Consider the following 24,433-nt stretch of genomic DNA (forward strand, 5'->3'; position numbering starts at 1 on the left):
CGGCAGACGCCGCCCTCCGCGGCGCTGCTTGATATACGACCATGAATCATAACGACTCAGCGCAATCCTCCATTCTGCCGCCGCCGTCCTTCGCGAGCGATATACCCGATGCGCCCTTCGCCGTCCCGGCTGAACTCGCCGCCTGGATTGCCCGGGTCTCGCGCGGCGAGCGTCGGGCCGAACTCGCGTTATGGGCAACGCTCGTCTGCGTGAACTTTGCAAACTTTTCTTCTTTGCGCGCATTCCACGTTTTCGTAGCCGAAGGCGAGGCGATGGGGCTGCTCGCCTACGAGCACGATGAAGCACAGGGTTTCCAGGCAAGGGCCGTCGCTGTCGGCACAACGATCAATGCGGCGTTGCGCGGCAGAGCGATGCCTGCAGAGAACGTCCAAGTCGGATTATGTGTTGGTTGTTCCGAACCGCCGGATGCAATGAGCACGCTGCCTCTCGTACTGTGCATTGGACCGAAGGGAGGCGACGATCGGCTTTTTGTGTCGCTGGGCGGAACGCGTGCCGAAGCGTTACACGGCTGGACGGCATGGTATTGGGCCGGTCTCGTGCACCTCGCCTCGGCAACCGCCGCCGAGCCAACGCGCCCCCTACGCGCACTCGACCTACTGCCGCAGGACCAGCGGGCGCTCTTCGAAGCAATGAACCGCACAGGGCACGACTACCGCCCGACGGATGGCTTAGTCGAGCGATTTCTCGCGCACGCACAAGGTAGACCGGGCGATCTTGCTATCTGCGGCGTTGCGCGCGATTTTAGTTGGGCGGAATTGCGTGACTATGCCGCGCGGCTGGCTATGTGGCTGGAGGACGAATACCAAGTTCGTGGCCGAGTCGTCGCGGTCATCGCCGACCGTCATGAACTGTGCGTGCCGACTTTCCTCGCCATCGCGATGGCCGGCGCGACCTACCTGCCGCTGTCACCGGAATATCCGGTCGAGCGGCTCAGCTTTATTCTCGACGATGCGCGCGCGGTGCTTACGCTATCCATTGGCCAGGTACCGGACGGTTTGCGCGCCGCGTGTGTCGATGTCGAGTCCCTGCGACTGCCTTCGCAGCCACGCCCGCCCGCGCTCAAGCGCGATCCGGACGACCTGCTGTACATCATCTACACATCGGGTTCGACAGGTCAGCCGAAGGGCGTCTGCGTGCGCGATCGCAATGTGCTTCGCCTCGTTGACACGACCTCGTATGTCGACTGGCAAGCGAGCGATCGGATCGCATTCGCAGCCGCCCCCGCGTTCGACGCTGCCACCTTCGAAATCTGGGGTGCGTTGGCTCAGGGCCTCAGCCTCGTCGTGGTGCCCCAGGAAGTCTTCCTTGATCCGCTTCGATTGCGTAACCGGCTAGCCGCCACTCGGGTCACACTCGCCTTCGTCTCAACGGCACTGTTCAATTACCACGCGAGTCGCGATCCCAACACATTTTCCCCGCTGCGCGTGCTACTGACCGGTGGGGATACCTGCGCACCTGCGCTGCTGTGCCGAGTCATGGAAGCCAACCCAGCGCTGCACGTGCATCACGTATACGGCCCGACTGAAAACACAACTTTCTCGACCTGGCATCCCCTCGCGCTCCCCCTTGGCGAGCGTTTGCCTATCGGCCGGCCGATCTCCAACTCAACGGCGTGGGTCGTTGACGCCAATCTGCGCCCATTGCCGATCGGCGCACGAGGCGAGTTGCTTGTGGGGGGCGCAGGCATCGCAAGCGGCTATTTGAACCGGCCAGAACTCACGGCGGCTCGCTTTGTGACTGTCGAGGACGCCCTGGGCGATGACGCCTGCTGCACAGCGTATCTCACAGGGGATCTTGCTCGCTGGCTGCCCAACGGGACGATCGACTTCCTGGGGCGGCGCGACTATCAGGTCAAAGTACGGGGCTATCGTGTCGAACTCGACGAGGTCCGGGCGGCCCTGCTTAGCATTCCGGGCGTTGGCCAAGCCGAGGTCTTGCCGACTGAGCCCGTCGAGGGCGGCTATCAGTCGCTCGAAGCATACTTGTGTTGCGAGGGGCCCCTCGATCTTACTCAAGTACGTGAGCACTTAACGGCCCATCTCCCGCCGTACATGGTGCCGGCACGCATAGTCCCTCTCCTACAGTTTCCGATCACGCCAAACGGCAAGATCGACCGAGCATCGTTAGTACGCTCGGCGGCCGAGCACAGCTATCACGGCGGGGACAAGGCCGGCCCCCGTCATGAGGTCGATCGCAGCATCATCGGGTGCTGGCGCGAATTGCTGCATGTGGACGAAATCGGCATTCACGACCAGTGGGCCGCACTCGGCGGACACTCGATGCTTCTCCTCGAGTTGGCCAAACGCTTGCACCAGGTTCTCGGCGTTGAGTTTCTATTACGCGAACTCGTTTCACTCACCACGGTCGCAGCGCTGTCCGACGCGGTGCTCGCGCATCGTGCCGGCAGCGGCGCGCCGACACCGACACCGACGCAATCTGGATCTGCTGCCGGCGAAAGGCTCCCGGTCCTGCCAACACAGCGACAGATCTTCCTCTATCAGCAACGATCGCCCGCATCCGCAGCGTTCCACATCCCGCTGCTGATGCGGCTGGACGGTAATCTCGATGTCGAGCGACTGGCCGACGCGTGGTCCGCCACGCTCGACGCACACGCTGCCTTGCAGATGAGTTTCCATTCGGAGGGCGATGAGGTCGTTCAGCGGCGACATGATCGTTCGGAGGCCCCGCTAAGCGTTCGATACATCGCATCGGATACGCTTGACGGAGCGATTGCCGAGGAAGTCGCGCGGCCGTTCGACCTTACACGTCCCACGCCGGTGCGCCTCGTGCTCTTTCGCAGCGAGCACGCATCACAGCATTTGCTGCTTGTCTGCCACCATGTCGCCGTGGATGGTGTCTCCCTCCAGTGCCTCGTCAGCGAAGTCGCGAGTCGTTACCGTGCCGAATCGCCGCCATCCGACGCACTCGATTACGTCCAAGCGCTGCAGTGGTCGTACGAGCAAGCACGAGGTAGTGCCGAGGACGTCGCACGCCTTGCCGCCTCGCTCGAAGGCAGCGTCGGAGCGGTGCGCCTCTCGCTTGCGCCGGCTGTACGCGGGGATTCGAATCGCGCCGCGATGGCGCGACGCGCGATCGATCCCGCCTTGCAACAGAGCGTGTCGGCGACCTGTCGCGCACGCGGCTTCACGCCCACGGTCATGATGATGGGGGCGCTGTATCTGCTGCTCTGGCAGTACGGCGGCGAACCTGACCTTTGCCTCGGCTCCCCGGTGTCGGGTCGCGGGCGGCACGCGCACTCGCGTACGATCGGCATGTTCGCGGGGACCATCGTCCTGCGTCAGCGATTCGAGCCTGATACGCCCTTGAGCGCGTTTCTGCATGCAGTGGATGCGACGCTACGCGACGCTTTAGCCCACGAGTGTGCCGACTATGAGGCAGTCGCGCACGCGATGGGCCGCGCGAGCGAACGGTTGTTCAATGTGCTCTTCAGCATGCAGACGCTCGGCGAAATGTCGCCCGACTTCGGAAGCGGCGTGACGGCCAGCTACATGCCAGTGGACGTTCCAGCAGCCAAATACGACCTAGCCCTGCGCGTGCAAGAAACGGGGCCCGCCCTCGCTCTAGGCCTTGAGTACCGCTGCTCGCTAATGAACGCGGCGGAAGCCAGCCGGTTCCTGGAACGCTATGTCGAGTTGCTCGCCCGAATGACAGAGTCGCCAGATGCGGCTTTATGCCAACTCGAAGGTCTCACGCAGCGCGAGCAACAGTGTCTAGCCAAACTCCTCGCGCCGCAGTCCATGCCTGTCCGCGAGGATTTGCCTTCGATCCTTGCCCGCCACATGCGCGAGCACCCTGAGCGCGAGGTGCTGGCGGACAGCTCCTCTCGCTTGAACTGGGCAGAGCTAGCGCGCCGCAGTGAAGCGCTTGCTGCGAGGCTTGTCGCCGCTGGTGTTCACCGCGGCGACGTGGTCGGCCTCTACATGCGTAGAACGGTCGATACTGTTGTTGCAATGCTCGGCTGTTGGCGAATCGGTGCGGCCTACCTTTCGCTCGATATCGATTGGGATACATCCCGCATCGCCCGCCAAGCGGGGCTGGCTTCAATCAAGGCCATCGTCGTCGATAACGCGGAAAATCCGAGACCACCGACAGATGCGGAACTCATCGCGATGGCCGAGTTGGACACCGGCAGCGAGACTACCCTCCCCGCCTTCCTGCCACCTGCGGCGGACGACATTGCCTACGTCATCTTTACGTCCGGTTCGACTGGCCTGCCCAAAGGCGTGCCGATCACGCATGGCAATCTCGCGCACTACGCGCACGGCTTGCGTGCGTTTTGCGCGCTTGGCGCTGAAGTGCGTGGCGCAGTGCTGAGTTCACTGTCGTTCGATCTTGCCTATACATCGGTCTGGCCCGTGCTTCTTGCTGGCGGCTCAGTGCATATCGCCCCGCCGATCTCGCAAACGGGACCGCAGGCGATAGCGGATTTCATTGCCGAACATCGGGTCACGCTCGTCAAGGTGACGCCCTCTCTGCTCAACCTACTCGTCGAGCCATGGATCGACCGCCCCCCGACGTCCATGCGGATCTTGGTCACCGGCGGCGAGTTCCCGCGCGTGCACGACCTCCGCCGCATAGCTGAAGCGCTGCCGAATCTCCGAATGGTGAACCACTACGGTCCCACTGAGGCGACTGTCGGTTGCATTGCCACTGTTGTCGACCAAGCGATGCTGGAACGGGCAGTCCTGCCGATCGGGCGGCCAATCGACGGCATGCGTGCGCTCGTGTTGGATGCGCAGGGGCGCCCGTTGCCGCCTGGCCTTGTCGGCGAGCTATGCGTCGCTGGAGCTGGCGTCAGCCCCGGCTATTTACATGCCGATCCCGCTCAGCGTTCCCGATTCCGTCCCGCGCCAGCGACGATCAACGCACCGATGTATCGCACTGGCGACCTAGCGTACTGGGACGACGAAGATCGCATCGTGCTAGCAGGGCGCGCCGACCGCCAGGTCAAAATTCGCGGCTATCGAATCGAACTTGCCGAACTCGAGTGCAGCGCGGAGGCGCTTCCTGGTGTCCGTCGTGCGGCGGCGCTCGCCGTTCGCAACCCCGTCGAGGATCTCGAACTCGCGTTATTCGTTGCGACCGACGCCAGCCTCGACGATGTGCAGGCGGGTCTGACCGCGGCCGTTCCAGCTTTCTTGCAACCGACATACGTGTACTGCGTAGACGAAATACCGTTGAATTCCAACGGCAAGGTCGACGTTCAGGTACTGGCGCGCTTACACGCAGAACGCGGCGCAACGCCCCACACGCCTTCCACCGAACCCTTTGACGAGCCGGCATCGGTACGGCTACTGCGCGAGCTATGGGAGCGCCAAACCGGGCTCGAAGCGGTGTCGGCAGATGCACCACTGATCTCCGTTGGAGGAAGTTCGCTGCAAATTCTGCGTTTCTTCGGCGAACTGCGTCGCACACACGGCGACTTTGCGACGCTGCCGGAGGTGTTCGCGTCGACGCTGCGCTCGCTCGCTGTGCGGCTCGACGCGCGGTCAGCGTCGGCGATGCCGGTGTGCGCTGAATTTCTAGTGAACGCTCGGCCGGTTACGCGTTTCGCAAATACACAACGAGTTGGCTTGCCGTGCGTGCTGACGGCCCTGATTGCACAAGCGGTTTATGAGGATCACGACGGCGATGCTGTCACGCTGCGCGTACGCCACCAGGGCAGCGATCGAACAATCGCCCTCGACTTTTGCCGCTATGATGATTCTCGAGCGCTATTCAATGACATTGAAGCGCAGTGGACGTCCACGCGCGCCCCCGACTCGACGGCGGACCTGCGCTGGGTCGTCGCAATCGACGACGAGGCGCCGATCGCCGGTGTCGACAGCTCACTTGCGGTACAGATCACGCAGAACGGCTTGCACTGCCGGGCGTACGCCGCGCAGCCCGCTATCGCCTCTCAAATGGCAGCGCTCGCCGAACGCGTTCATCGGCTCCTTAACGACTTCCAGTAACCAAACGTTAAGCCGTAAATGACGGCTAGAAAGGACAATAAGTATGTTGGCATTGGTGTTTCCAGGACAAGGCGCGCAGCGCGTCGGTATGGGGCGTGACTTCTACGATCGTTATCCGGCCGCTCGCGAAATTTTTGATCGGGCAGACGCCACGCTCGACTGGCATGTGAGTTCGCTGTGTTTTGACGGACCGCCGGACACGCTGGCGCGGACGCGTCACACTCAGGCCGCCCTGTTTGTGACTGAAATCGCGATGCTAGAGGGATTGAAATCAGAATTTGCGCTCCCCGTGGCATTTGCAGCCGGCCATAGCCTAGGCGAATTCAGCGCCCTCGTTTCCGCTGGAGCGCTTTCGTTCGAGGCTGCACTGCGGCTAGTCGAGCGCCGCGCGACCCTCATGTCCGAGGCCAGCCAGCAAGGGCACGGGCTGCTTGCGGTGACCGAACTCTCCGTTGACGAGATCGAGGCCTGCGTCGACGAGCAGCGTGCGCACGGTGCGATTTTGGACGTCGCCTGCTTCAATGGCCCCGAGCAAGCCGTGCTAGCAGGTGATGTCGCGGCATTCACCGCGGTGGGACCGGTGCTGGAGGCGCACGGCGCGCGGATAGTCCAACTGAGCGTGGAGGGCGCATTCCACTCCCGCTGGATGGCTCCCTGCGTGGGCCCCTTTTCAGAAGCGCTCAACACGGTAAGTTGGCAATCGCTGAGTTACCCCGTCGTCGCGAATGCGACTGCAAAGCCCTACCCGCGCGATATGTCCACTTGCCCCCCGCTACTCGAGCGCCAACTTTGTTCGCCCGTGCGCTGGCTGCAAACCGTTCGCTTCCTCTGTATGCAAGGGGTTACCCATATTCTCGAAGTCGGACCCGCGCCAGTGCTTAGCCGGCTTGCCAGCTCGATCCTTCCCGCGCTCCGGAGCACTGCTGTTTGCAAGGCCACCGATGTCGACGGGCTCGGCGCATTCCTCGCGGAAGTGCCCGGCGAGCGACTGCGCTTGGCATTTATCGGCCGTGCTTTGGCGCATGCGGCAGCCACCCGGAACGAAGCAGGCGACGCGGCGCCCACAACCTTCGAACGCGAATGCCGCCAGCCTTATCAAGCCGTGATGCGACGCTATCAAGCAGGCAGCGAAGACCCCCGCGTCATCTCGCCGGACGACATGAAACTCGCGATCGAAATGTTGCGCGGCGTAATGGAACACAAGCGGGTCAACGCCGCCGAGCGCGCCGAACGCTGGCACGAGCTTGCTTGGTTAGATCGCCAAGGCCTCGTTGCTGCTGCCTGTGCCTGATTGGCGCCAGTGTTACAGGAAAATCTCATGTCCAAGAAAATGTTGTTCGGTGCGGCATCGTCCGCGGCTGCCCCTCTCACTGCGACCGAGGACCACAATATCGCAATCATCGGGCTCGCAGTCATGCTGCCCGGTGCAGAAGACGAAGCCTCTCTCGTCGCCATGCTCAGCGAAGGTCGTGACCGTATGCGCGACTTCCCGCGCCGGCGTGCCGACGATGTGGGGCGCTTCGTCGATTACTACGCAGGAAAGCGCGATGGCGCGCGCTTCTTCCGCGGTGCCTGGCTCGATCGGGTCGATCTGTTTGATCGCGAACAGTTCCGCATGACCGAAGCGGAGGCGAATCTATGCGACCCGCACCAGCGCCTCTTCCTCCAAGCCAGTTGGCAAGCGATCAACAACGCCGGCTATGGCGGCGACGCACTCAAAGGCAGCCGTACGGCAGTTGTCGCTTGCGGCGACAGCAAGAAGGGCATTAGCTATCTTCAGCTCGTCACCGAGCAGGCCTTCGACGTACTGCCGCTCTCGCTAACAGGCAATATCGCTTCGTTTACGCCGGGCCGACTGTCTTATCTGATGGACCTGCACGGGCCGGCCTCGGTCATCGACACGGGCTGTTGCTCATCGTTGGTGGGCGTCCACGCCGCATGCCAAGGCCTGGCACGAGGTGAGTACGACTATGCGGTGGTCGGCAGTAGCGAACTCAATTTCCTGCCGCTCGACACCGGGCTGCGTGTCGGCATCGAGTCGAGAGACGGGTTCAACCGGAGCTTTTCCGCTTCCGCCTCGGGCACTGGCTTTGGGGAAGGCGCGATTGCCCTAGTGCTCAAGCGCCATCGCGACGCACTACATGACGGCGATGCTATCCACGCCGTCATCCGGGGCAGTGCCGTCAATCACGGCGGCCACGCGATTGGCCTGACCGCACCGACTCCAGCGGCTCAAGCCGAAGTGATCGAGGCGGCGTGGCGCCAAGCCGGCATCCGTCCCGAGCAATTGGGCTACGTGGAGGCTCACGGCACCGCCACCGCCATTGGTGATCCTATCGAGTGGCAGGGCCTGAGCCTCGCGTTTCGGCGCCACAGCGCCGGGAATCAGAGAATCGCGGCTGGCAGCTTCAAAAGCTATATTGGTCATCTGATGAATTGCGCGGGCCTAGCCGGCCTCCTTCGCGCCGTCATGAGCGTAAAGCATGGCCGCCTGTTCCCGAGCCTGCATTTCACGGCACCGAACCCAGCAATCGATTTTACGGACTCCCCGTTTCATCTGAACGATCGCCTGCGCGACTGGCCCGCGAACACGCGCCGGTTGGCTAGCGTGAGCTCCTTCGGTATGAGCGGCACGAACTGTCATCTCGTGGTGGAAGCTGCGTCACCCGCAGCGGGCGCGGCAAGCACCCGGGGCGCTGCGTCAGCCGGGCAAACCATGCTCGCGTTGTCAGGCCGCACGCCTGAACTGCTGCAACGGCACGCGCGCGCCCTGCGCGATTGGCTCGCGGCTCACCCCGAAGTGGTACTCGCCGATGTCGCGGGCACGCTCGCGCACGGTCGCGAGCGCCATGCGCATCGGATCGCCTTGGTCGCAGCCGACGCTCAACATGCAAGTGCCGCGCTTGATTGCTATCTGGCCGGCATCGCGACACCGGATCTCGTGCACCGCACCGCACCCGGCGACAAGCTATCGAAGCTGCACGATGACGCTTACGCTTATGTGTGCGGAACCGACCTGCCGCCTAGACTAGCGGGAGCGCCTCGGTTTGCACGCGTCCATTTGCCCTCGCCGCCGCTAGCGCTCACGCGCCATTGGATCGACGGCTCGAGCCCGACACTCTTCGAGCGGTACGCTCAAAGAGTGTCATCGGGGCAAAACCTCGTCCAGTGGGCGCGCGACATGGAGCACTGGCTCGCACAGGCGAACAGCCCCGAAGCTGGCCACCGCCTCGCCGAATTGAGGGCATTGCTAGCTGCCGGTGAAGCGCTTGCTCCCGAAGCTGGCAGCGAGGTATCCGATGCGGCCCACATGCTCTCGATCGTCGCCACGACGTTAGCCCGTAGGCTTGGTGTCGATCGCATCGACCCTGACTGCACGTTGGCGGACCTCGGCGTCAACTCGATGGCGGCCATCCAAGTCGCGTCTTCGCTATCCAGATACGCGAACCTCGCAGTGACCGATGTGTACCGCTACCCTACCCCACGCGCGCTCGCGGAGGAAATGCTGCGTCGACGCGGCGCAACTGAGCCTAATGCCAAAGCAGTGCAGTTTACGCGTCACGTTGCGCGGATCGACGCATTACTGACGGACGAGACCCAGATTGCCGCCGCCCACGCACGTTACGTACAACGCCGGGGTGAATCACTGGCTGCGTTTCCCGCCAGCTCCGCCCCGGGGCCCCTCCAAGGCACGTTACTGTTGACTGGCGCGACTGGGTTCCTCGGCAATCATCTGCTCCAGCGCCTACTAGAGACCAGCACCGCGCGTCTTATCGTCCTCGTGCGCGCGGCATCGCGGGCTGACGGCATCGCTCGCCTGCAGGAAGTGCAACGCTTTTACCACGGCACCGAGCTTACCGAGGCGCAGTTGGCCGATCGAGTCGAGCTGCGCTGTGGCGACGCCACGCAGCCGCGTCTCGGCCTGTCCGACAGCGATTGGCTTGACCTGGCTAGACGGGTCGACCACGTTATCCACCTAGCCGCGCGGGTCCGCCACGCGGGCCACGAGGCACAGTTTCACAGCGACAATGTCGAGGCCGTCGAGCACGTGATTGCATTGTGCCGTCAAGGCCGAGCCAAGCGATTGCATTTCGCGTCTTCGATGGCGGTTGGCCATGGTCATATCGACGACGCAACGCAGGTCCGGCTATTCACGGAGTTCGACGATGAAACAGGAGGTCTCGTCGGGAACCCCTATAGCCGCAGTAAAATTGCGGCTGAACGTTTATTACGCACCGCGCGGGCCGAGGGCGTCGCCACGGCGATCTACCGGCTCGGCAACGTGATGTTCCGCGCATCAGACGGCCGTTTTCAGCGCAACGCCGAAGACAATAGCATCTACGCCATGCTGCATGCGTTCGCCACGCTTGGCATGTGGCCCGCATCACCTCGCCCGGAGATCGACTTCGGTTGCGTCGATGATATGACCTCGGCGTTTCTAGCATTAGTTGCGATGCCAGGGCTCGAGAACGGCACATTTCATCTGTATAACAACGAGCGCGTGAGCATCGACACGCTCGGCGGTGCACTGGCCAGTGCGGGCTACACGATGCGCCGCGTTCCGATGATCGAATTTTTACTGCAGCTCGAACGGTTGCGTGCCGCGGGACAGCATACGGCTCCCGTTTCCCGTCTGCTCTTTCATCTGGGCTATCTTCAATTCGATCCCTCGCAACCGCGCACGACTCTCTGGCGCCACGAGAATGGACTAACGAACGACCGCCTCGCGGCTGCCGGCTTTCGCTGGCGCGGTCTTGGTCCTATCGAACTGGGCACCATGGTCGATGCAGCACTCACTAGCGGCTTTCTGCCCGAACCGACCTCTCTAACGCGCCCGGTCGTGCCGGCCTGAGCAAGCATCGCCCCGATCCCCATCATGCAAATAGATCCGTTATTTAGCGCGGAGCATCACGCTGCAGTGGTGCGACCGTCCAATTCCTCCGAATCGAGCGCGGCCGCATTGCGCTCCTGGCTGCACGATGAACGCGATAGTGTCGAAGCATTGCTGCTTCGACACGGTGCGCTGCTATGCCGAGGTTTTGCGATCGACAGCCTCGAGACGTTTCGCGCCTGCGTTGGCGAATTCGGCAGCAGCACGGCCGGCGACTATACCGGCGGCAACTCGCCTCGCACTGCGCTTGGCGAGGGCATTTATACGTCGACCGAATACGCCGCCGAAGCCGAAATCAGCATTCACAACGAGATGTCCTACGCGAATGACTGGCCCCGCCTTCTATTTTTTTACTGTGAGCAACCCGCGGCGCACGGCGGTCAAACAACGCTCGTCGATGGGCGTGATCTGCTATCCAGTTTACCGCCGGAGCTAGTCGATCGGTTCGCGGCCCGACGTTTGCGTTACTTGCGCGCCTTCCACGCAACTGGCGCACTGGGCCGCTCGTGGCAAGACACGTACGGCACACACGACCGTATTGAAGTCGAGACGCGAATTCGAGCCGCCGGTTCGCAATTCACCTGGCGCGCAGATGGGTGCCTGCAGGTCAGCACCACTTGCGACGCCGTCAAGGTTCATCCCCGCACCGGCGAGCGCGTCTGGTTCAACCAAGCCGAGCAGTGGCACCCGTCGTCACTCGCGCCGAGCCTTCGCGAGCTACTCGCGGCAGCGCTCGGCGATGACGCGTTCCCTCACGATTGCCGCTTTGAGGACGGCGCTCCGATCGACGAGGAGGATCTCCGTCTGATTCGACACATACAGACAGATCTGCACTTATTGTTCGACTGGCATCGTAACGACCTCTTGATGATCGACAACATGCTCGTCATGCATGGCCGACAACCCTTCGTTGGCCCCCGGCGTGTCTTGGTCTCGATGGTGTGAATGCGCGATATACCAACCGCCCCTGATCGCACGATAGTCTGAATCCCTTGCCCTGTTTACTCACTCGGTACTCGCAATGTCCAGAATCCTTCCGGCGGCCCCCAGTGCGGGCAACCCTAGCAAAACGACGGCGCTTACGTTGGTTTGCTTCCCGCACGCAGGCGGCAACCCGGCAACCTACCACGCGTTGGCGAAGCATCTGCCCTCGGATGTGCACGTCGTGGCATACCAAGCACCCGCGCGCGGTTGCCGGTTCGGAGAGCCGCCGGCGGCATCGCTCACAGCGATGCTTGACGAACTCGAGGCGCCGCTAGTGTCGGCAACTGCCGCCCCTTGCATTTTTCTGGGGCACAGTTTCGGCGGCATGTTGGCGTTCGAAGCCGCACGCCGGCTCCACCAGCGAGGGCTACCGCTGCCGTGTCATCTCACGATATCCGGCAGTTTCCCGCCCGAAGCGGTCTCGGCGCGTCGTGAACAGTGGATTCAACAGGCATCGAGCAGCGACGGCGAGTTATTTGACTACATGGCGGAGCGCGGCGGGGTACCCGCCGATCTGATCGCCCATCGGGATGCCTTTCTGCCGCTGATGCCTTCCATGCGAGCCGAGTTCGCGATACTTCGTGACTACGTGCCAGTTGCGGCCCCCCCACTTCCGCTGCCACTGACGACGCTGTGCGGAGAGGATGACGACGTCGTTCCCGCGGACACAATGAGCGGTTGGTCAAGCTATGTCACCGGCGAGATCTCACATAGGATTTTGCCAGGCAGCCACTACTACTTCGATTCGCACGCGCAGGCCATCGCCGCATGTCTGACGCAAGTGGCGATGCGCTACCTGATCGTTCAGGCCTATTGACCCGATCAGTCCCGTCCGCAGCCACTTCACTTCTGACACCTTCAATACATCTATCGAGGACAGCCATGCATCGTGGCTTCAAGTCATTCCTGGCGGGGCGCGCACTAGGGCTCGTTGCGGATGAAATGTTCATTTTCGCGCTACCCGTCGCACTGTACGCCGCCACGGGCGAAATCCGCTGGTCGGGTCTATCGCTGGTCGGTCTGACGCTCACGCGGATCGTGTTCATGCCGCTCGTTGCTTCGCTGGCGGATCGATTTAGGCTGCGCCCTCAGTACATGAGCGTCGACCTGAGCCGCATCTTCGTCGCTGCGTTGATCTTTCTGCTCCCCCGCACGCCCGGCATCGTGATAGCGCTCGCGGGTATGCTTACGCTACTGAACGGTCACGCTTTCGTCGTTCTCGAAAAGACGGTAGCCGCGATCTCAACCGATGCCGACCGCGGCAGGCTGCAAGCGCGTCTGCAAATGTTGGAGCAGCTTGCTCGTGTGCTGGGCCCAGCATGCGCCGGCGTGGTGCTGCAATGGAGCGGGCTGCGCGGCATTGCGGCGGCGTCGATGGTCGCGTTCGCAATCAGTTGCACGCTCGTCACCCTGTGCTTTCGTCCCGAAGACCGTCCAAGCGAAAAGGGCCATCAGCGGCCGCATCGCGATGTGCTTCAAGCTGTAAAGATTATCGTAGGGCGCCCTCAATTAGCATGGCTGATCGGGGTATCGATGGCAAGCAATCTTGTCGAAGGCATCATTCTTGCGCTTGCGCCCATGATCTTCCTCACACAGTATCATCGCGGCGAAGGCGCGATAGGCGCCTTCTTCAGCGTGACAGCCGCCGTATCGATCGGTGTACTTTTGTTGTTGTCCAGCCGTAAGCAGGTGCATTTGTCGCACTGGATCGGCGTTATGCTGCTCTCTGGAATGGCCGCAATTGCACTGGTATTGCCTGTGGCCGGCGCTTTCCTCGCTTACTGCGCGCTCTACCTGACCTTCATCGTACTGCGGTCCGTATTTGTCATTCATATGCGAACCGAACGAGCGAGGATTATCAACGCCACTGATTTCGGCAAAGTCTTGGGGGTAATGATTGCTCTCCTGTCGCTCCCGCTGCCACTGTCCGGACTATTAGTCTCTGTAGGCGCGCCGCGAATCGGCGGGAACGGGGTCCTGTGGAGTGCGACGATAGCATCGGGTGCTTTTGCCATCGCCTTGCACATTTGGAGCCGGCGTGCCGCGCAGGGTACAAGGCATGCGTTAGCCGAGGACAACCATCCTGCCGCCGAATGAAACAGCATATACGGCGCGTGCATCGTGGCGATGCTTCGACACAACGTCGGCTAGCCGCGCAAAGCGCGCCGTAAAAACCATGTCTGCCAGTCCCAGCTGACGGCTACCGAGTTGTTTTGCAAAATGCGGCGTGGACACCCTGATGCGAGCATTACAATGTCGGGCTTCGGGCGGCCGCATCGGGCGCGGCCCGTTCTGGTCAATCGCGAAAGTGGCTTGCAGATCGCTCAAGCCGGGGACAACGTCCGTAATCGGCCGCAGGCCATGAAACAAGGCGAGCCCGTTCCGCTGCGGTGCCCATCGGCACAGTTGCTGATTTATGGCATGCGATCATTAGCTCCCCACCCCTAATCCAAGTCCCATGACCACGTTTCCAACCCTGTCAACTTCGCGGCTGTCATTGCGGGAGCTTTTGCCCAGCGACGCGCCATCGGTGTTTGCTGTCCATGGCGATGCCGAAGGCATGCGCTGGTTCGGTACCGATCCAATGACCGATATCGGGGAGGCCGAAAAACTGATTCAGGTATTCGCAGACTGGCGGCACAGTAACTCCGGCGTCCGCTGGGCCATCGAGAGGCTTACAGATGGTCTTTTCCTCGGGACGTGCGGTCTCTTCCGATGGAATCGAAGTTGGCGAAGCTGCGTCGTCGGCTATGAACTGGCCCCGTTTGCGCGTGGCAACGGATATATGAAGGAAGCGCTTTCTGCTGCGATCGATTACGGTTTTGAAACTATGCAGATAAACCGCGTCGAAGCCCAGGTTCACGCTCAAAACGCATCCTCGATACACACGCTGGAGACGCTGGGCTTCCTCCGTGAAGGATACCAGCGTCAGGCCGGGTACTGGCGTGGCTCGTATCACGATCTCCTACAGTTCTCATTGTTACGTGAAGAATTCCGGCGTGGCATCTAGCGAACCGCTCACTGGCCGCAAGTCCGACAGTGAGCGGCCGCTTTGGAGCAAATCGGATGACCGTAACGGGTCGAATTATGCCTTTTGCATGAGGGGCGGCGCCCGTGCGGATCGCCGCACTCGGGCATGGGGCGGTGGCCGGCCAGTTTCGGTCATTCGCCACCAGCTCTTGGATCGTTGACAATATGCGGGGGTACGCCGTTTGAAGCGAAATTACTTATGGCCCAGAGGTAACGAGGGCACCGTAGATCTGACCGTCGCTGGTCAATGAAATTCTCCAGATTGACGATCCGCGCTCGTACCGCACACTATATGTATCCCAACCCTGATTTCCGACCCCAAGGAACTGCAACGACTGCACGCCACCCATACGTGTCAATCCTGCATGCAATCGCGGAAGTTGGTCCCGTGTGGCCTCGGCCAATTCAGGGCTCATTTCTGAGTAGTTCGGATTACCGGATTCTAGGCCAGCAATCAGGCGCTTGAGCGCTGCATCGCTACCTGGGGTCGGCGTCTGGTTGCGCACCTTCGCTTCTGTCATCGCTTCTATTTTTTCTGCCGTGGACGCGTCGATTCGCGGCATTGTCCGATCTCGCCCACCTTGGTGCAAGACAAGCGCAGTTGTATGGCCTTGGGCGTTCAATACGAAAGAGATCGTCGCATCGATGATTTTTGCAAAGTACTCCGTATCGCTTTGCGGAAAATGCGGCACCGGCCCCTGTCCGGTCATTTGCATGACAAGATGATCGCCATCGCGTTTCACCGTCATAATGACGTATTCATTTGTGCGGTACGCGCCAACGTACTTATCCATTACGCTGGATTCGACATGCACTTGCTGGTGTTCTTTTGAAGGTTCGTTCATGGTAGGTGGCCTCAGTTGCGCCGCAAAAGCAATGAGCGCGGTTGACATGCATCCAAGAAGTGCAACGTTGAGAAGTCTCCGTTTAGCCGGCCTCGCTAGCATAATGCGCAGTCTTTTTTCGAGAAATGATCTCGATTCCGACATCCCAGCGACCGACCCGATGTATCTCGATTGCCTCTCTCCAACAGTAATTAGTGTTTCGCCGTATAGGACAACGTCCTGCCCGGCATCGAGGACGCGCGCATCGCAATCAACTTCGATCGCATATCTGAGGCGGCGCAGGTGCCACCAAAGCGGGGCATTCCACGGCATGAAAATTAGCAAGCAAAGCGCGATCGTTAACAATTGAGGATCGCGCGCGTCAATGTGTGATTTCTCATGAGAGATTGCGGCTTCCTGATGTCCGACTGGTGCGCGTGTCAACCATATCGGCACGACAATGCTAGGGCGGATTAATCCAACTACTGCAGGGCCGATGTTCTCTGAGATATAAACGGACTCGCCAGCGAGCGAGCCGCGGCCCCATTGACGCTTGCGCAAATGCAGGTGCACGCCACTCGCGAATATCAGAATCGCCATTACGAACGACATGGCCTGCCACCCGCGTTTAATCAGCGAATCTACGTTGACAAGCTCCGAGGAAGGTATTTCCTGACCTGGAATCCAGTTCGCCGGGGAAAGCTGTGATGCCGTCACCTCGCGCAATGCGACCACCTTTTGCGTGACTGATGGACTGACGAACTCAGGTATCTGGATAGATACCGATGCCATCGCGATCGGGATGACCAGAGAGGCGACGATTGCGGAAATCCAAAACCATCGAGTTGCCACACGTCGCTGCCGCGCGGCGCGCTCTGCGAGTAGCGCTGCGACGCCCAAGGCCAAGGAAACTGACATCGCATAGATTATCCATGTGACCATCAGGACTTTCCCCCGCCGGACGTATGCTCCAACAATTCGCGCATACGGCGAATCTGCTCAGGTGTGAGGTTGCGGTCGGACACAAGTTGCGCAAACAGTAATTCGGCCGATCCCTGAAATAGCTTGCTAGTCAAATGACGCAACGCGCTCTTACGCGCGGCCTGTTGCTGGACTTTGGCTACATATCGGTGCACACGACCCTCTTCAACGTGTGAGACGTAGCCTTTCGTCTCGAGCGTTCTCAGGATCGTCAGTACAGTCGTATAAGCAAGGTCATCGCTGAGGCCAGCGCGAACCTCAGACACAATAGAGGGACCCCGTGCCCATAGGATCTGCATGACGTCCGCCTCTCGGTCCGTTAACGTGATTTGCACGAGCCCCCCATCTACTAGTTATCTAGTAGATAACTCTAGCAGACGTATCCGCAATGTCAACTATAATTATAGTAATTAGGTCGGGTTGTTATGTTATGGATCAGGCCAAATGCCCACCCATTCTGTCCGAACACGGAAATTGGTTGCACCGATCGTCCGTTATCGAAGAAGACGAGAGAACGCATCGGGTCCGCGTGCTGCCGGTTGTGACACTGCGAAACGCAAGCGGTGCATGCCAATTGCATACGAATCCGACCGGCCATGAGAGGACAGCCAACGAGCAGAAATACTTTCGCGACAAATTTGATTCGAAGTACGCTTGCGGAATGACTCTTTATCGTCTCAGCCCCCTGATATGCTGCCGTCTGTTGACGAACTCCTCGCGCTTGACTCGCTCACGTTACGAGCCCACACAGAAGAGGCTGGCGACGCCTTCGACATAGACGAACACCGGGTGAATTTGCAAAAAGCCTTGAGAGTCAATGAAGTGTGCTCGGTGCGGCGGGAAGGCAGACTCGTAGCCTATGCGATGCTTCGACCTGACGTAGAAGCGTGCTGGTTCGTTGGCGCATTTGGTACGCATCCTTCGTACCGAACGTACGGCGTTATAAGCGAGCTGCTCGCAAAGATAGCTGCTCTTGCGAACGAACGAGGGATTGGTGAGTTCCGAAGCCATGTCTACAGGACCAACCGATTGTCTGTCGCTTTCCACCGCAAGCTTGGATTCCAGGTGACGCGTGAGAACGACAAGGGCTTCGAGTTCTTCATTACAGTGGATGAATTAATCGCGAAGCCAGCTGCTCGACGCGCTGCTGCCACCGCATCCCGGCCCGAGTAGTTCGCAGTTACTAGTCGTACGCTTGATGGTCGCAAGAAGGGGCGCACTCGCGCGCCCGAGCGGCCGCTTTCGGGACGGTTGATTGAGCGTTCAGGGTCGGCTTACCCCGCTGGCATTGGGCAGCGGTCGGCCAAAAGCGGTCCTCCGACTTCGACGGCCAGATCGTTCACAATCGGCATCGCACATTGCCGCCTGAATCGCTATGACCCTGTACACACCCACGCTACGTCGAATCGACCGTCGATCATCGGATGACATAGAACGTCTGCAAGCTGTGCTCGAAGGCGCGCCGGGTTATAGCCTTGCAGTGGAAGGCAAGCTGCCCGCGCCGAACGCCGCGATCGAGTTACTTGATGCGCTGCCGCCCGGCAAAAGCCACTCGGACAAGTTCGTCTTTGAAATCTCCCACGATGTCGAGGCGGTTGGGTGTATCGAGATGGTGCGGGGCTATCCTGAGGTCGATATCGCTTTCATCGGCTTGTTGTTGTTCCGGGAAAGCTCGCAGGGACGGGGCTTGGGTCCGCAGGTTCTACGCCTCGCCGAAGCGATCGGGATGGGGTGGCAATGTCGCGCATTACGCATTGCCGTCATCGACACAAATTCGAGAGCGTTAGAATTCTGGAAACGCGAAGGCTTCATTGAGTTGCTTCGCAAGCCTGCGATGGATTTCGACGGGCAGGCAATCGTAATGGAGCGCGCTCTAGCGGCCGCAATACCTGCCTAAGGCAGATCTTGCCCCAACAGGTTGCATACGTCGCCTCTGTTTGTCGTCAACATCACTCTGCGGCGAATTCAACCGGTCACTCGGCAAGACAACGAGAATTGGAGACAATTTAGTTCGGCGTATCCTTAGCGATCGATTTCCGACACCCTTGGCCACGATTCCGATAGCAAAATCCGATGCAAGCACATCTTAGAATCGCCAGACCTGTCAGCGACCTTTCGCGGGCAGAAAGCATGTATTGCGCAGCACTCGGCCTCGTTGTCCTGGCAAATTTCCAAGACCACCAGGGGTTCGACGGAGTGATGCTGGGACGTCCCGGCATGGATTATCACTTCGAGTTCACACAGTGCTGCGAACATCCGGTAATGCCAACACCAACGCGTGAGGATCTGCTGGTGTTTTACGTCCCGGATCACGTTGAGTGGAAGTCCACTTGCGAGCGCGTCGCCGAAAGCGGATTTGTTCGCGTGACGTCGCTTAATCCTTATTGGGACGTGTCAGGCAGAACATTTGAGGATCACGACGGCTACCGCATCGTTTTGCAAAACTCGGCGTGGCCCTCATGACGCGTACGTAATGTCATTAGGCGTAAGCCTGATCGCTTTGCAGCAACTCGTATGGTCGCGCGAAAGGCAACCCTGGCCACGAAGAGAGGTTCCGGCGTATCAATCGTACGTCCACTGAGGGGAACGTTTATGCCCATTGCATGGGTCTCAAGCTCCAATCGCTCGATGGCGCCTGGCCGGACGCTGTCGTGAGCGGACTATATTGGCGTCTGATACATTCGGTTCGTATCCATTGGGGGACTCGTCATGAAGCTTCGGACCGTGTATTTGAAGGTGAATGAGATGGAGACATCCACTTCGTTTTGGGCGAGACTCCTCGGATATGAACCGCTTAAGCGGTCCGGGAAGTGGACTGAGTTCATGATCGGCACTAACCGGCTGGGCCTGTTGCTAAACGACTTCGGAGACGAGATAAAGGGTAGCGGTTCAGTCCCTGTCTTTGAGTTCGAAGAAAATGCGCTTCACGAATTTTTGAAGCGAGCAATAGAAAACGGAGCTTCGGTCGTGATGGACGGATTAAAAATCGAGTCGATGAAAAGCATCGTACTGAGCAGCCCCGACGGACACGAATTCGAGCTTTGCACGTGCCGTAACTAAACTCGCGGCCCTGCTGCTTCTCGCATTTCCTTACGAACGACTGCCTCGCGTCGGCGACAGGTCGTTTCACGAGTCACGTGGAATGGCACTTCCGGTTCGGTCTATGCCTTTTGCCTTGGATGCATGCCCAAGGAAGATCGCTACGCTCGATCGTGGTGCGCTGGTCTGCCATGAAGGGCCAGTCGACTTACCCCCGTGAATTGCCGAAAGTCGCTGCCCGAAGCGTCACCAGCCGTAAACCGGCCGCGTGTGGCGTCCGCCGGTAAAACGTTGGCCGCTGGAGACGAGCAACTGCACGGCGAGAAAAATGGTGAGGTAGCATCATCGAACTCAACAGGGGAAGACGGTGATCCGGCAAATCAAGGCTCGCGTAAGCTCGATCGGCGCCCCTCTTGCGAGTCTGCTTCTCAGCGATCTGATGAGGATCGTGGCAGAAATGGTTGGCTACGCGCGCGTGCAATGTTGAAAGGCGCTGCTCGGCTGCGGATTCAACCGTAAGCGACCAGCCAACCCGTCTTGACGAGCGAGTCTAGGCGGCAGTCGAGAGAGGTTGCCAACGATGCGGCAGTAGCGCGTCGATGTCGTTGGCCTTGTGGGTCGGCAAGCGTGTGAGGACGTCCTTCAGATAGGCGAGCGGATCGAGCCCGTTCAGTTGCGCCGATCGAATCAAGCTCATGATGGCGGCCGCGCGCTGACCCGCACGCAGTGATCCGGCGAACAACCAATTGGACCGGCCGACTGCCCACGGTCGGATCTGGTTTTCGACCCAGTTGTTGTCGATCGGCACATTGCCGTCATCGAGATAGCGCGTGAGTGCTTCCCATCGTTTCAGGCTGTAGTCCAGCGCCTTCGCAATCGCCGAGCCGTCCGCAACGAGTTTGCGCTGCGCCATCAACCATTCATAGAGGGCGTCGCACACCGGCTTGGCCCGACGCTGTCGAAGCCGCTGCCGTTCGTCGACATCCAGTGCTGCGGCCTCGCGTTCGATGTCGTAGAGCGCGGTAAAGAACGGCAGGGCCTGCCCCGCAACATGGCTGCTGTGGTTGGCATGCAATTCAAAGAACTTGCGTCGAGCATGGGCCGCGCATCCGATCTCGGTGATGCCGTGCTGGAACGAGGCCTTGTACCCGCTGTAGTCGTCGCATACCAGTTTGCCGTGCCAGCCCGTCAGGAACGTGCGAGCGTGCGCACCGGCGCGGCTCTCGGCGAAGTCGTAGACCACCGCGCGCAGTTCGCTGAACTGAGTCGACGTATACGCCCACAGGTATGCCCGGTGCGTTTTGCCCTTGCCGGGACTGAGCATTTGCACCGGCGTCTCGTCGGCGTGCAACACCGCCTGTTGCCGGATGGCCTGGCCGAGCGTGTCGACCAACGGCTGCAACTGCACGCCACACCGGCCCACCCAGGCACCCAGCGTGGATCTCGGGATGGCCAGTCCCGCACGACCAAAGATCTGTTCCTGGCGATACAGGGGCAGGTGGTCGCCGTACTTGGCGACCAGCACCTGCGCGAGCAACCCGGCGGTGGGCATGCCCTTGTCGATCACATGCGGTGGAACCGGCGCTTGGATCAGCGTCTCGCACGCTTTGCACACCCACTTGCCGCGGATGTGCCGTTCCACCGTAAACACGCCCGGCGTGTAGTCCAGCTTCTCGCTCACGTCCTCGCCGATCCGTATGCGTTCGCAACCGCACTGGCATGTTGTGCTGTCCGGTTCGTGATGGACGTCGGTGCGTGGCAGTTGCGGCGGCAGTGGTGCCCGTTTCGGCTGCTCGCGTTGCCGTTCAGCTCGCGTAGGCTCGAGTTGCTCAAGCTCCATCTCGATGGCAACCAAGTCGCCATCGATCGCCTCGTCGAGCAGGTTCATCTGCTCGCTGTTGAGCTGTTCGCTACGCCGGCCGAACTGCTGGCGCTTGAGGATCGAGATCTCATGGGTAAGCTGGTCGATGCGGGTCTGCTTGTAGCGGAGTTCCCGATCTCGTTCACTGGCTTCCCGCTCCTTCTCGTGGATCGCCTGGTCCTTCGACTGGACCTCTGCAATCAGTTGCGCAGTCAGGGCGCGCAACTGTTCCGGGGTGAGTGCGTCGAGGTCAGCGGGATTCATGCAGGCCAGTCTGCCAGAACGCTGTAGGCGGTGGAAGCTAAACTGTTTACGCCTCCGTCGGACTCAGACGACACGGATCACGCCACTCTCGCCAATGCGTTGCCACGGCAGGCCCAGCACCAGGCCGGCCAGTTGTTCGTGCGTCAGTCCATGCTGCTACGGTTCGCTGCCGGCGTGCGGCCAGGCAAATTGCCCCTGATTCAGACGTCGTGCTGCCAACCAAATGCCGATCCCGTCGTGGATCAGGACCTTCATGCGGTTGGCGCGGCGATTGGCGAACAGATAAGCATGGTGCGGGTGCGCGGCACCGAATACCTTGACCACGCGCGCCAAGGCCGTGTCGAAACCGGCACGCATGTCCAGCGGATCGGTCGCCAGCCAGATCTCGTCGACGCGGATCACCGCATCCACTCGCGCAGCCAGGCGGCACACTGGGCGGCTTCGGACACCGGCCAACTGACCGTGATCGACTGATCGCCCCGGCGCACCTCGATGCGGATCTCTGCCGAGTGCGGACTCGGCGCTCCCAATGGCACCGACACAAAGGCTGGCAGCGACGGTGGCGTGGCCGGTGGACGACCCAGCGGTCTCTTGGGAAGTCGCCCCTCCGCCTGATCGATCCAGCGCCGCAGCAGATTCGCGTTGAGCCGGTGTTCCAGCGCGACCGCAGCAACCGATACGCCGATTCCCTGGCACGCAGCTACCACCTGCGCCTTGAACTCCTCGCTGTACCGTTGCCGGCGACGACGCTCGGGGAGTGCTTCCGATTCGATAGTGTTCACGTGTCCGCTTATTCGTTAGGTGGACACGATACTCCCAAGAGCTTTACCCCAACTCAAGACGGGTTGCCCGGCCGCGTACACAACTTCGGCGCATCGGCATGGAATACTCCAGAGCAGGCTCCGCCTACCGACAAAGCCAAATATCAATGACAGCCAGTTTTCATCTCATAGCGATACACGCCGAAGCCGAAATGCGATCGCTTACCCGGCGTTACGTAGCAGATTGCGCCGTAACGGCGCTCGCCCTTGAACCAACCCAGTCTTGGTTCTTGGTCAAAACAAAAACAGATGCGGAGCGCGATCTGCTTGCAGGAAACGAGGCGCTCCTGAAGGAATTCAAGGCTGTGTTTCGGGCGCGTGAGTGCACTGATGAAATCGTTCAGGGTCTCACATTCACGTTCCAGTCACAGGAGACGGTGGAGCGAGACTACGCGGGCAATTGGCATTGGGCGTTGAAGTAGTCAACATCCCGAATGTCCGTTATCGGACGCATCAGCTGACCGCTTCGGGTCGCTTGATGCCTTTTGCATCGAGTGCATGGCAGAGACGATCGTCGCGCTTGGTCGTCGGACTCTGGTCGGCCGATAGTGTCGAAAAACTCGGTGATGGGCGATCTCGCGATGTTTTGAGGGGTCGTCTTACCCTTAGCCGATGCACGCAAGCGGTTTGTAGACCGATCTGAGAGGCCGAAATTCTTGCGAGCGGTCCGAAAACGGCGCTCCACGAGTTTTTCAACACTATCGGCCAGTTTCTGCCGATCAATGGAGTCACAGGGCGGATGCTCGAACGGCTGCTTCACGCCGGTGGCAGTCGGCGGTCCATCCGCAGTCACCTTGGATCTCGGCACTGAGCTGGCTCAGCCTGAGGAGGCTGGGGTGCGCGCCACGGAATCTTCAGACGGGCGACGCTCGGGTAAGGAGGAGCGCCGCCTCGACGCCGCCTTCCAGAATTTGCTCCGCGCGTGCAACGTCTGGCACGGCGCGCGCGAATTGAAGAGTTCCCACCATGAGAGCGAAGATGGCTGTCGCCCGACGACCGGCTGCAGCGGAATCGGCATCTGGGAGCAATGCGGCTAACGTCGAAACGAAGCTTTGCAGCCCATCCTCATAGGTTTGCCGTGTTGGCACAGATTGCCGAGCGATTTCCGGAAGCAAGGCCGCTGATGGACATCCGCATGCTGGGTCTTCGCGATGCGCCTGATTGAGATAGCTTCGAATTACTCCCTCGAGGTCAACACCTGCCTGAACTTTCTCTTCGAGGTTCTGTTGCCGCTCCGCTAGCGCGCTCCCAACCGCCTCTCGGACAAGCGCCTCCTTGGACTCAAAGTGGAGATAAAACGCGCCGTTGGTTAGGCCGGCCTCTCCCATGATCCCACTGATGCCCGCTGCCGAGACCCCTTCCCGACGGAAGCATTTCGAGGCGACCTCAAGGATATGCTGCCGAGTCACAGCTTTGTGACCTTTTTCGAAACGCATTTTCTCTCCACTAGTGTCCCGCAGCTGTCAGTTTGCAGCCGCCTCCAACAAGGTTTGGAGGTCGCGATCAAGCTGCTGAGCCACGGGATTGACCTCGTCGCTGCCGAACTGGCCGAAAACGGAGGCTGGTCGATCATATTCGAACCCGACACCACCATCGCCATCCTCGCGCAGCAGCACACGGATGGGTGCATAGAGTCCCGCCGACAGTTGATGGCGGGTCATCTTCGATGCGGTGAGCGGATTGCCGATATCGTACTGGATGGATCGGCGCGTCAGCCCAGCAATAGCCAGCAGCGCCCCGTG

At 60.5% G+C, this 24,433-nt stretch carries 19 protein-coding genes; 12 read left to right on the top strand and 7 right to left on the bottom strand.

Going from position 1 to position 24,433, the window contains the following annotated elements; all coding sequences use genetic code 11:
- Positions 1-41 precede the first annotated feature (41 nt).
- The 7 genes from PXJ20_RS30270 (at position 42) to PXJ20_RS30300 (ending at position 14,881) form a co-directional block, all read left to right on the top strand.
- Positions 42-5,996, top strand: a complete 5,955-nt coding sequence (locus PXJ20_RS30270) for an amino acid adenylation domain-containing protein (RefSeq protein ID WP_421031548.1) — start codon at positions 42-44, stop codon at positions 5,994-5,996.
- 43 nt (positions 5,997-6,039) lie between these two features.
- Positions 6,040-7,287, top strand: coding sequence for an ACP S-malonyltransferase (locus PXJ20_RS30275; RefSeq protein WP_421031549.1), 1,248 nt, complete (start codon positions 6,040-6,042; stop codon positions 7,285-7,287).
- A 27-nt stretch (positions 7,288-7,314) separates the two neighbouring features.
- Positions 7,315-10,848 carry a thioester reductase domain-containing protein gene (locus PXJ20_RS30280; RefSeq protein WP_421031550.1) on the top strand — a complete coding sequence of 1,178 codons (3,534 nt, stop codon included), beginning with the start codon at positions 7,315-7,317 and terminating at the stop codon, positions 10,846-10,848.
- A 24-nt stretch (positions 10,849-10,872) separates the two neighbouring features.
- Complete coding sequence (locus PXJ20_RS30285) at positions 10,873-11,832, top strand: TauD/TfdA family dioxygenase (protein ID WP_421031551.1); 960 nt, start codon at positions 10,873-10,875, stop codon at positions 11,830-11,832.
- Between the two features lie 76 nt (positions 11,833-11,908).
- A complete protein-coding gene (locus tag PXJ20_RS30290) occupies positions 11,909-12,688 on the top strand; it encodes a thioesterase II family protein (RefSeq protein ID WP_421031552.1) in 780 nt (259 codons plus the stop codon).
- Between the two features lie 65 nt (positions 12,689-12,753).
- A complete protein-coding gene (locus tag PXJ20_RS30295) occupies positions 12,754-13,968 on the top strand; it encodes an MFS transporter (protein ID WP_421031553.1) in 1,215 nt (404 codons plus the stop codon).
- Positions 13,969-14,329: 361 nt separating this feature from the next.
- A complete protein-coding gene (locus PXJ20_RS30300; protein WP_421031554.1) occupies positions 14,330-14,881 on the top strand; it encodes a GNAT family N-acetyltransferase in 552 nt (183 codons plus the stop codon).
- Positions 14,882-15,098: 217 nt separating this feature from the next.
- Here PXJ20_RS30300 and PXJ20_RS30305 read toward each other — a convergent pair whose 3' ends face one another.
- Both PXJ20_RS30305 and PXJ20_RS30310 read right to left on the bottom strand, forming a co-directional pair.
- The gene (locus PXJ20_RS30305; RefSeq protein WP_421031555.1) at positions 15,099-16,643 is read right to left on the bottom strand and encodes a M56 family metallopeptidase; all 1,545 of its coding nucleotides are present in this window, start codon (positions 16,641-16,643) and stop codon (positions 15,099-15,101) included.
- 23 nt (positions 16,644-16,666) lie between these two features.
- Complete coding sequence (locus PXJ20_RS30310; RefSeq protein ID WP_421031556.1) at positions 16,667-17,041, bottom strand: BlaI/MecI/CopY family transcriptional regulator; 375 nt, start codon at positions 17,039-17,041, stop codon at positions 16,667-16,669.
- Positions 17,042-17,396: 355 nt separating this feature from the next.
- Here PXJ20_RS30310 and PXJ20_RS30315 point away from each other — a divergent pair, with 355 nt between their 5' ends.
- The 4 genes from PXJ20_RS30315 (at position 17,397) to PXJ20_RS30330 (ending at position 19,766) form a co-directional block, all read left to right on the top strand.
- Complete coding sequence (locus PXJ20_RS30315) at positions 17,397-17,879, top strand: GNAT family N-acetyltransferase (protein ID WP_421031557.1); 483 nt, start codon at positions 17,397-17,399, stop codon at positions 17,877-17,879.
- A gap of 202 nt (positions 17,880-18,081) precedes the next feature.
- The gene (locus PXJ20_RS30320) at positions 18,082-18,603 is read left to right on the top strand and encodes a GNAT family N-acetyltransferase (RefSeq protein ID WP_421031558.1); all 522 of its coding nucleotides are present in this window, start codon (positions 18,082-18,084) and stop codon (positions 18,601-18,603) included.
- 176 nt (positions 18,604-18,779) lie between these two features.
- Positions 18,780-19,169 (top strand): VOC family protein, encoded by a 390-nt coding sequence (locus PXJ20_RS30325; protein WP_421031559.1) that lies wholly within the window; start codon positions 18,780-18,782, stop codon positions 19,167-19,169.
- A 246-nt stretch (positions 19,170-19,415) separates the two neighbouring features.
- On the top strand, positions 19,416-19,766 hold the full coding sequence (locus tag PXJ20_RS30330; protein WP_042271375.1) for a VOC family protein: 351 nt from the start codon (positions 19,416-19,418) through the stop codon (positions 19,764-19,766).
- Positions 19,767-20,295: 529 nt separating this feature from the next.
- Here the strand turns inward: PXJ20_RS30330 and tnpC are convergent.
- The 3 genes from tnpC to tnpA form a co-directional block, all read right to left on the bottom strand.
- Positions 20,296-21,870 (bottom strand): IS66 family transposase, encoded by a 1,575-nt coding sequence (gene tnpC / locus PXJ20_RS30335; RefSeq protein ID WP_421031560.1) that lies wholly within the window; start codon positions 21,868-21,870, stop codon positions 20,296-20,298.
- Positions 21,871-22,026: 156 nt separating this feature from the next.
- On the bottom strand, positions 22,027-22,281 hold the full coding sequence (tnpB, locus tag PXJ20_RS30340) for an IS66 family insertion sequence element accessory protein TnpB (RefSeq protein ID WP_421031561.1): 255 nt from the start codon (positions 22,279-22,281) through the stop codon (positions 22,027-22,029).
- Positions 22,269-22,652, bottom strand: coding sequence for an IS66-like element accessory protein TnpA (gene tnpA / locus PXJ20_RS30345; protein ID WP_152778060.1), 384 nt, complete (start codon positions 22,650-22,652; stop codon positions 22,269-22,271). The genes tnpB and tnpA overlap by 13 nt, the downstream gene beginning before the upstream one ends.
- 98 nt (positions 22,653-22,750) lie before the next feature.
- On the opposite strand from tnpA, the gene PXJ20_RS30350 reads away from it, so the two are divergent.
- Positions 22,751-23,113, top strand: coding sequence for a hypothetical protein (locus tag PXJ20_RS30350; RefSeq protein ID WP_421031562.1), 363 nt, complete (start codon positions 22,751-22,753; stop codon positions 23,111-23,113).
- A gap of 432 nt (positions 23,114-23,545) precedes the next feature.
- Here PXJ20_RS30350 and PXJ20_RS30355 read toward each other — a convergent pair whose 3' ends face one another.
- Both PXJ20_RS30355 and PXJ20_RS30360 read right to left on the bottom strand, forming a co-directional pair.
- Entirely contained in the window at positions 23,546-24,127 is a 582-nt protein-coding gene (locus tag PXJ20_RS30355) for a TetR/AcrR family transcriptional regulator (protein WP_413212402.1), read from the bottom strand.
- Positions 24,128-24,154: 27 nt separating this feature from the next.
- Positions 24,155-24,433, bottom strand: a 279-nt coding sequence (locus PXJ20_RS30360; protein WP_421057467.1) for a DUF302 domain-containing protein, incomplete at its 5' end; no start/stop codon positions are given.

Origin of the sequence: Paraburkholderia sp. A1RI_3L (genome assembly GCF_048957895.1) — a bacterium.
Lineage (GTDB): Bacteria > Pseudomonadota > Gammaproteobacteria > Burkholderiales > Burkholderiaceae > Paraburkholderia > Paraburkholderia kururiensis.

Bases quoted from the DNA above. Each gene is read 5' to 3' on its own strand.
- PXJ20_RS30270 (WP_421031548.1), top strand. From the start codon at position 42: ATGAATCATAACGACTCAGCGCAATCCTCCATTCTGCCGCCGCCGTCC.
- PXJ20_RS30275 (WP_421031549.1), top strand. From the start codon at position 6,040: ATGTTGGCATTGGTGTTTCCAGGACAAGGCGCGCAGCGCGTCGGTATG.
- PXJ20_RS30280 (WP_421031550.1), top strand. From the start codon at position 7,315: ATGTCCAAGAAAATGTTGTTCGGTGCGGCATCGTCCGCGGCTGCCCCT.
- PXJ20_RS30285 (WP_421031551.1), top strand. From the start codon at position 10,873: ATGCAAATAGATCCGTTATTTAGCGCGGAGCATCACGCTGCAGTGGTG.
- PXJ20_RS30290 (WP_421031552.1), top strand. From the start codon at position 11,909: ATGTCCAGAATCCTTCCGGCGGCCCCCAGTGCGGGCAACCCTAGCAAA.
- PXJ20_RS30295 (WP_421031553.1), top strand. From the start codon at position 12,754: ATGCATCGTGGCTTCAAGTCATTCCTGGCGGGGCGCGCACTAGGGCTC.
- PXJ20_RS30300 (WP_421031554.1), top strand. From the start codon at position 14,330: ATGACCACGTTTCCAACCCTGTCAACTTCGCGGCTGTCATTGCGGGAG.
- PXJ20_RS30305 (WP_421031555.1), bottom strand. From the start codon at position 16,643: ATGTCAGTTTCCTTGGCCTTGGGCGTCGCAGCGCTACTCGCAGAGCGC.
- PXJ20_RS30315 (WP_421031557.1), top strand. From the start codon at position 17,397: ATGCTGCCGTCTGTTGACGAACTCCTCGCGCTTGACTCGCTCACGTTA.
- PXJ20_RS30320 (WP_421031558.1), top strand. From the start codon at position 18,082: ATGACCCTGTACACACCCACGCTACGTCGAATCGACCGTCGATCATCG.
- PXJ20_RS30325 (WP_421031559.1), top strand. From the start codon at position 18,780: ATGCAAGCACATCTTAGAATCGCCAGACCTGTCAGCGACCTTTCGCGG.
- PXJ20_RS30330 (WP_042271375.1), top strand. From the start codon at position 19,416: ATGAAGCTTCGGACCGTGTATTTGAAGGTGAATGAGATGGAGACATCC.
- tnpC (WP_421031560.1), bottom strand. From the start codon at position 21,870: ATGAATCCCGCTGACCTCGACGCACTCACCCCGGAACAGTTGCGCGCC.
- PXJ20_RS30350 (WP_421031562.1), top strand. From the start codon at position 22,751: ATGGAATACTCCAGAGCAGGCTCCGCCTACCGACAAAGCCAAATATCA.
- PXJ20_RS30355 (WP_413212402.1), bottom strand. From the start codon at position 24,127: ATGCGTTTCGAAAAAGGTCACAAAGCTGTGACTCGGCAGCATATCCTT.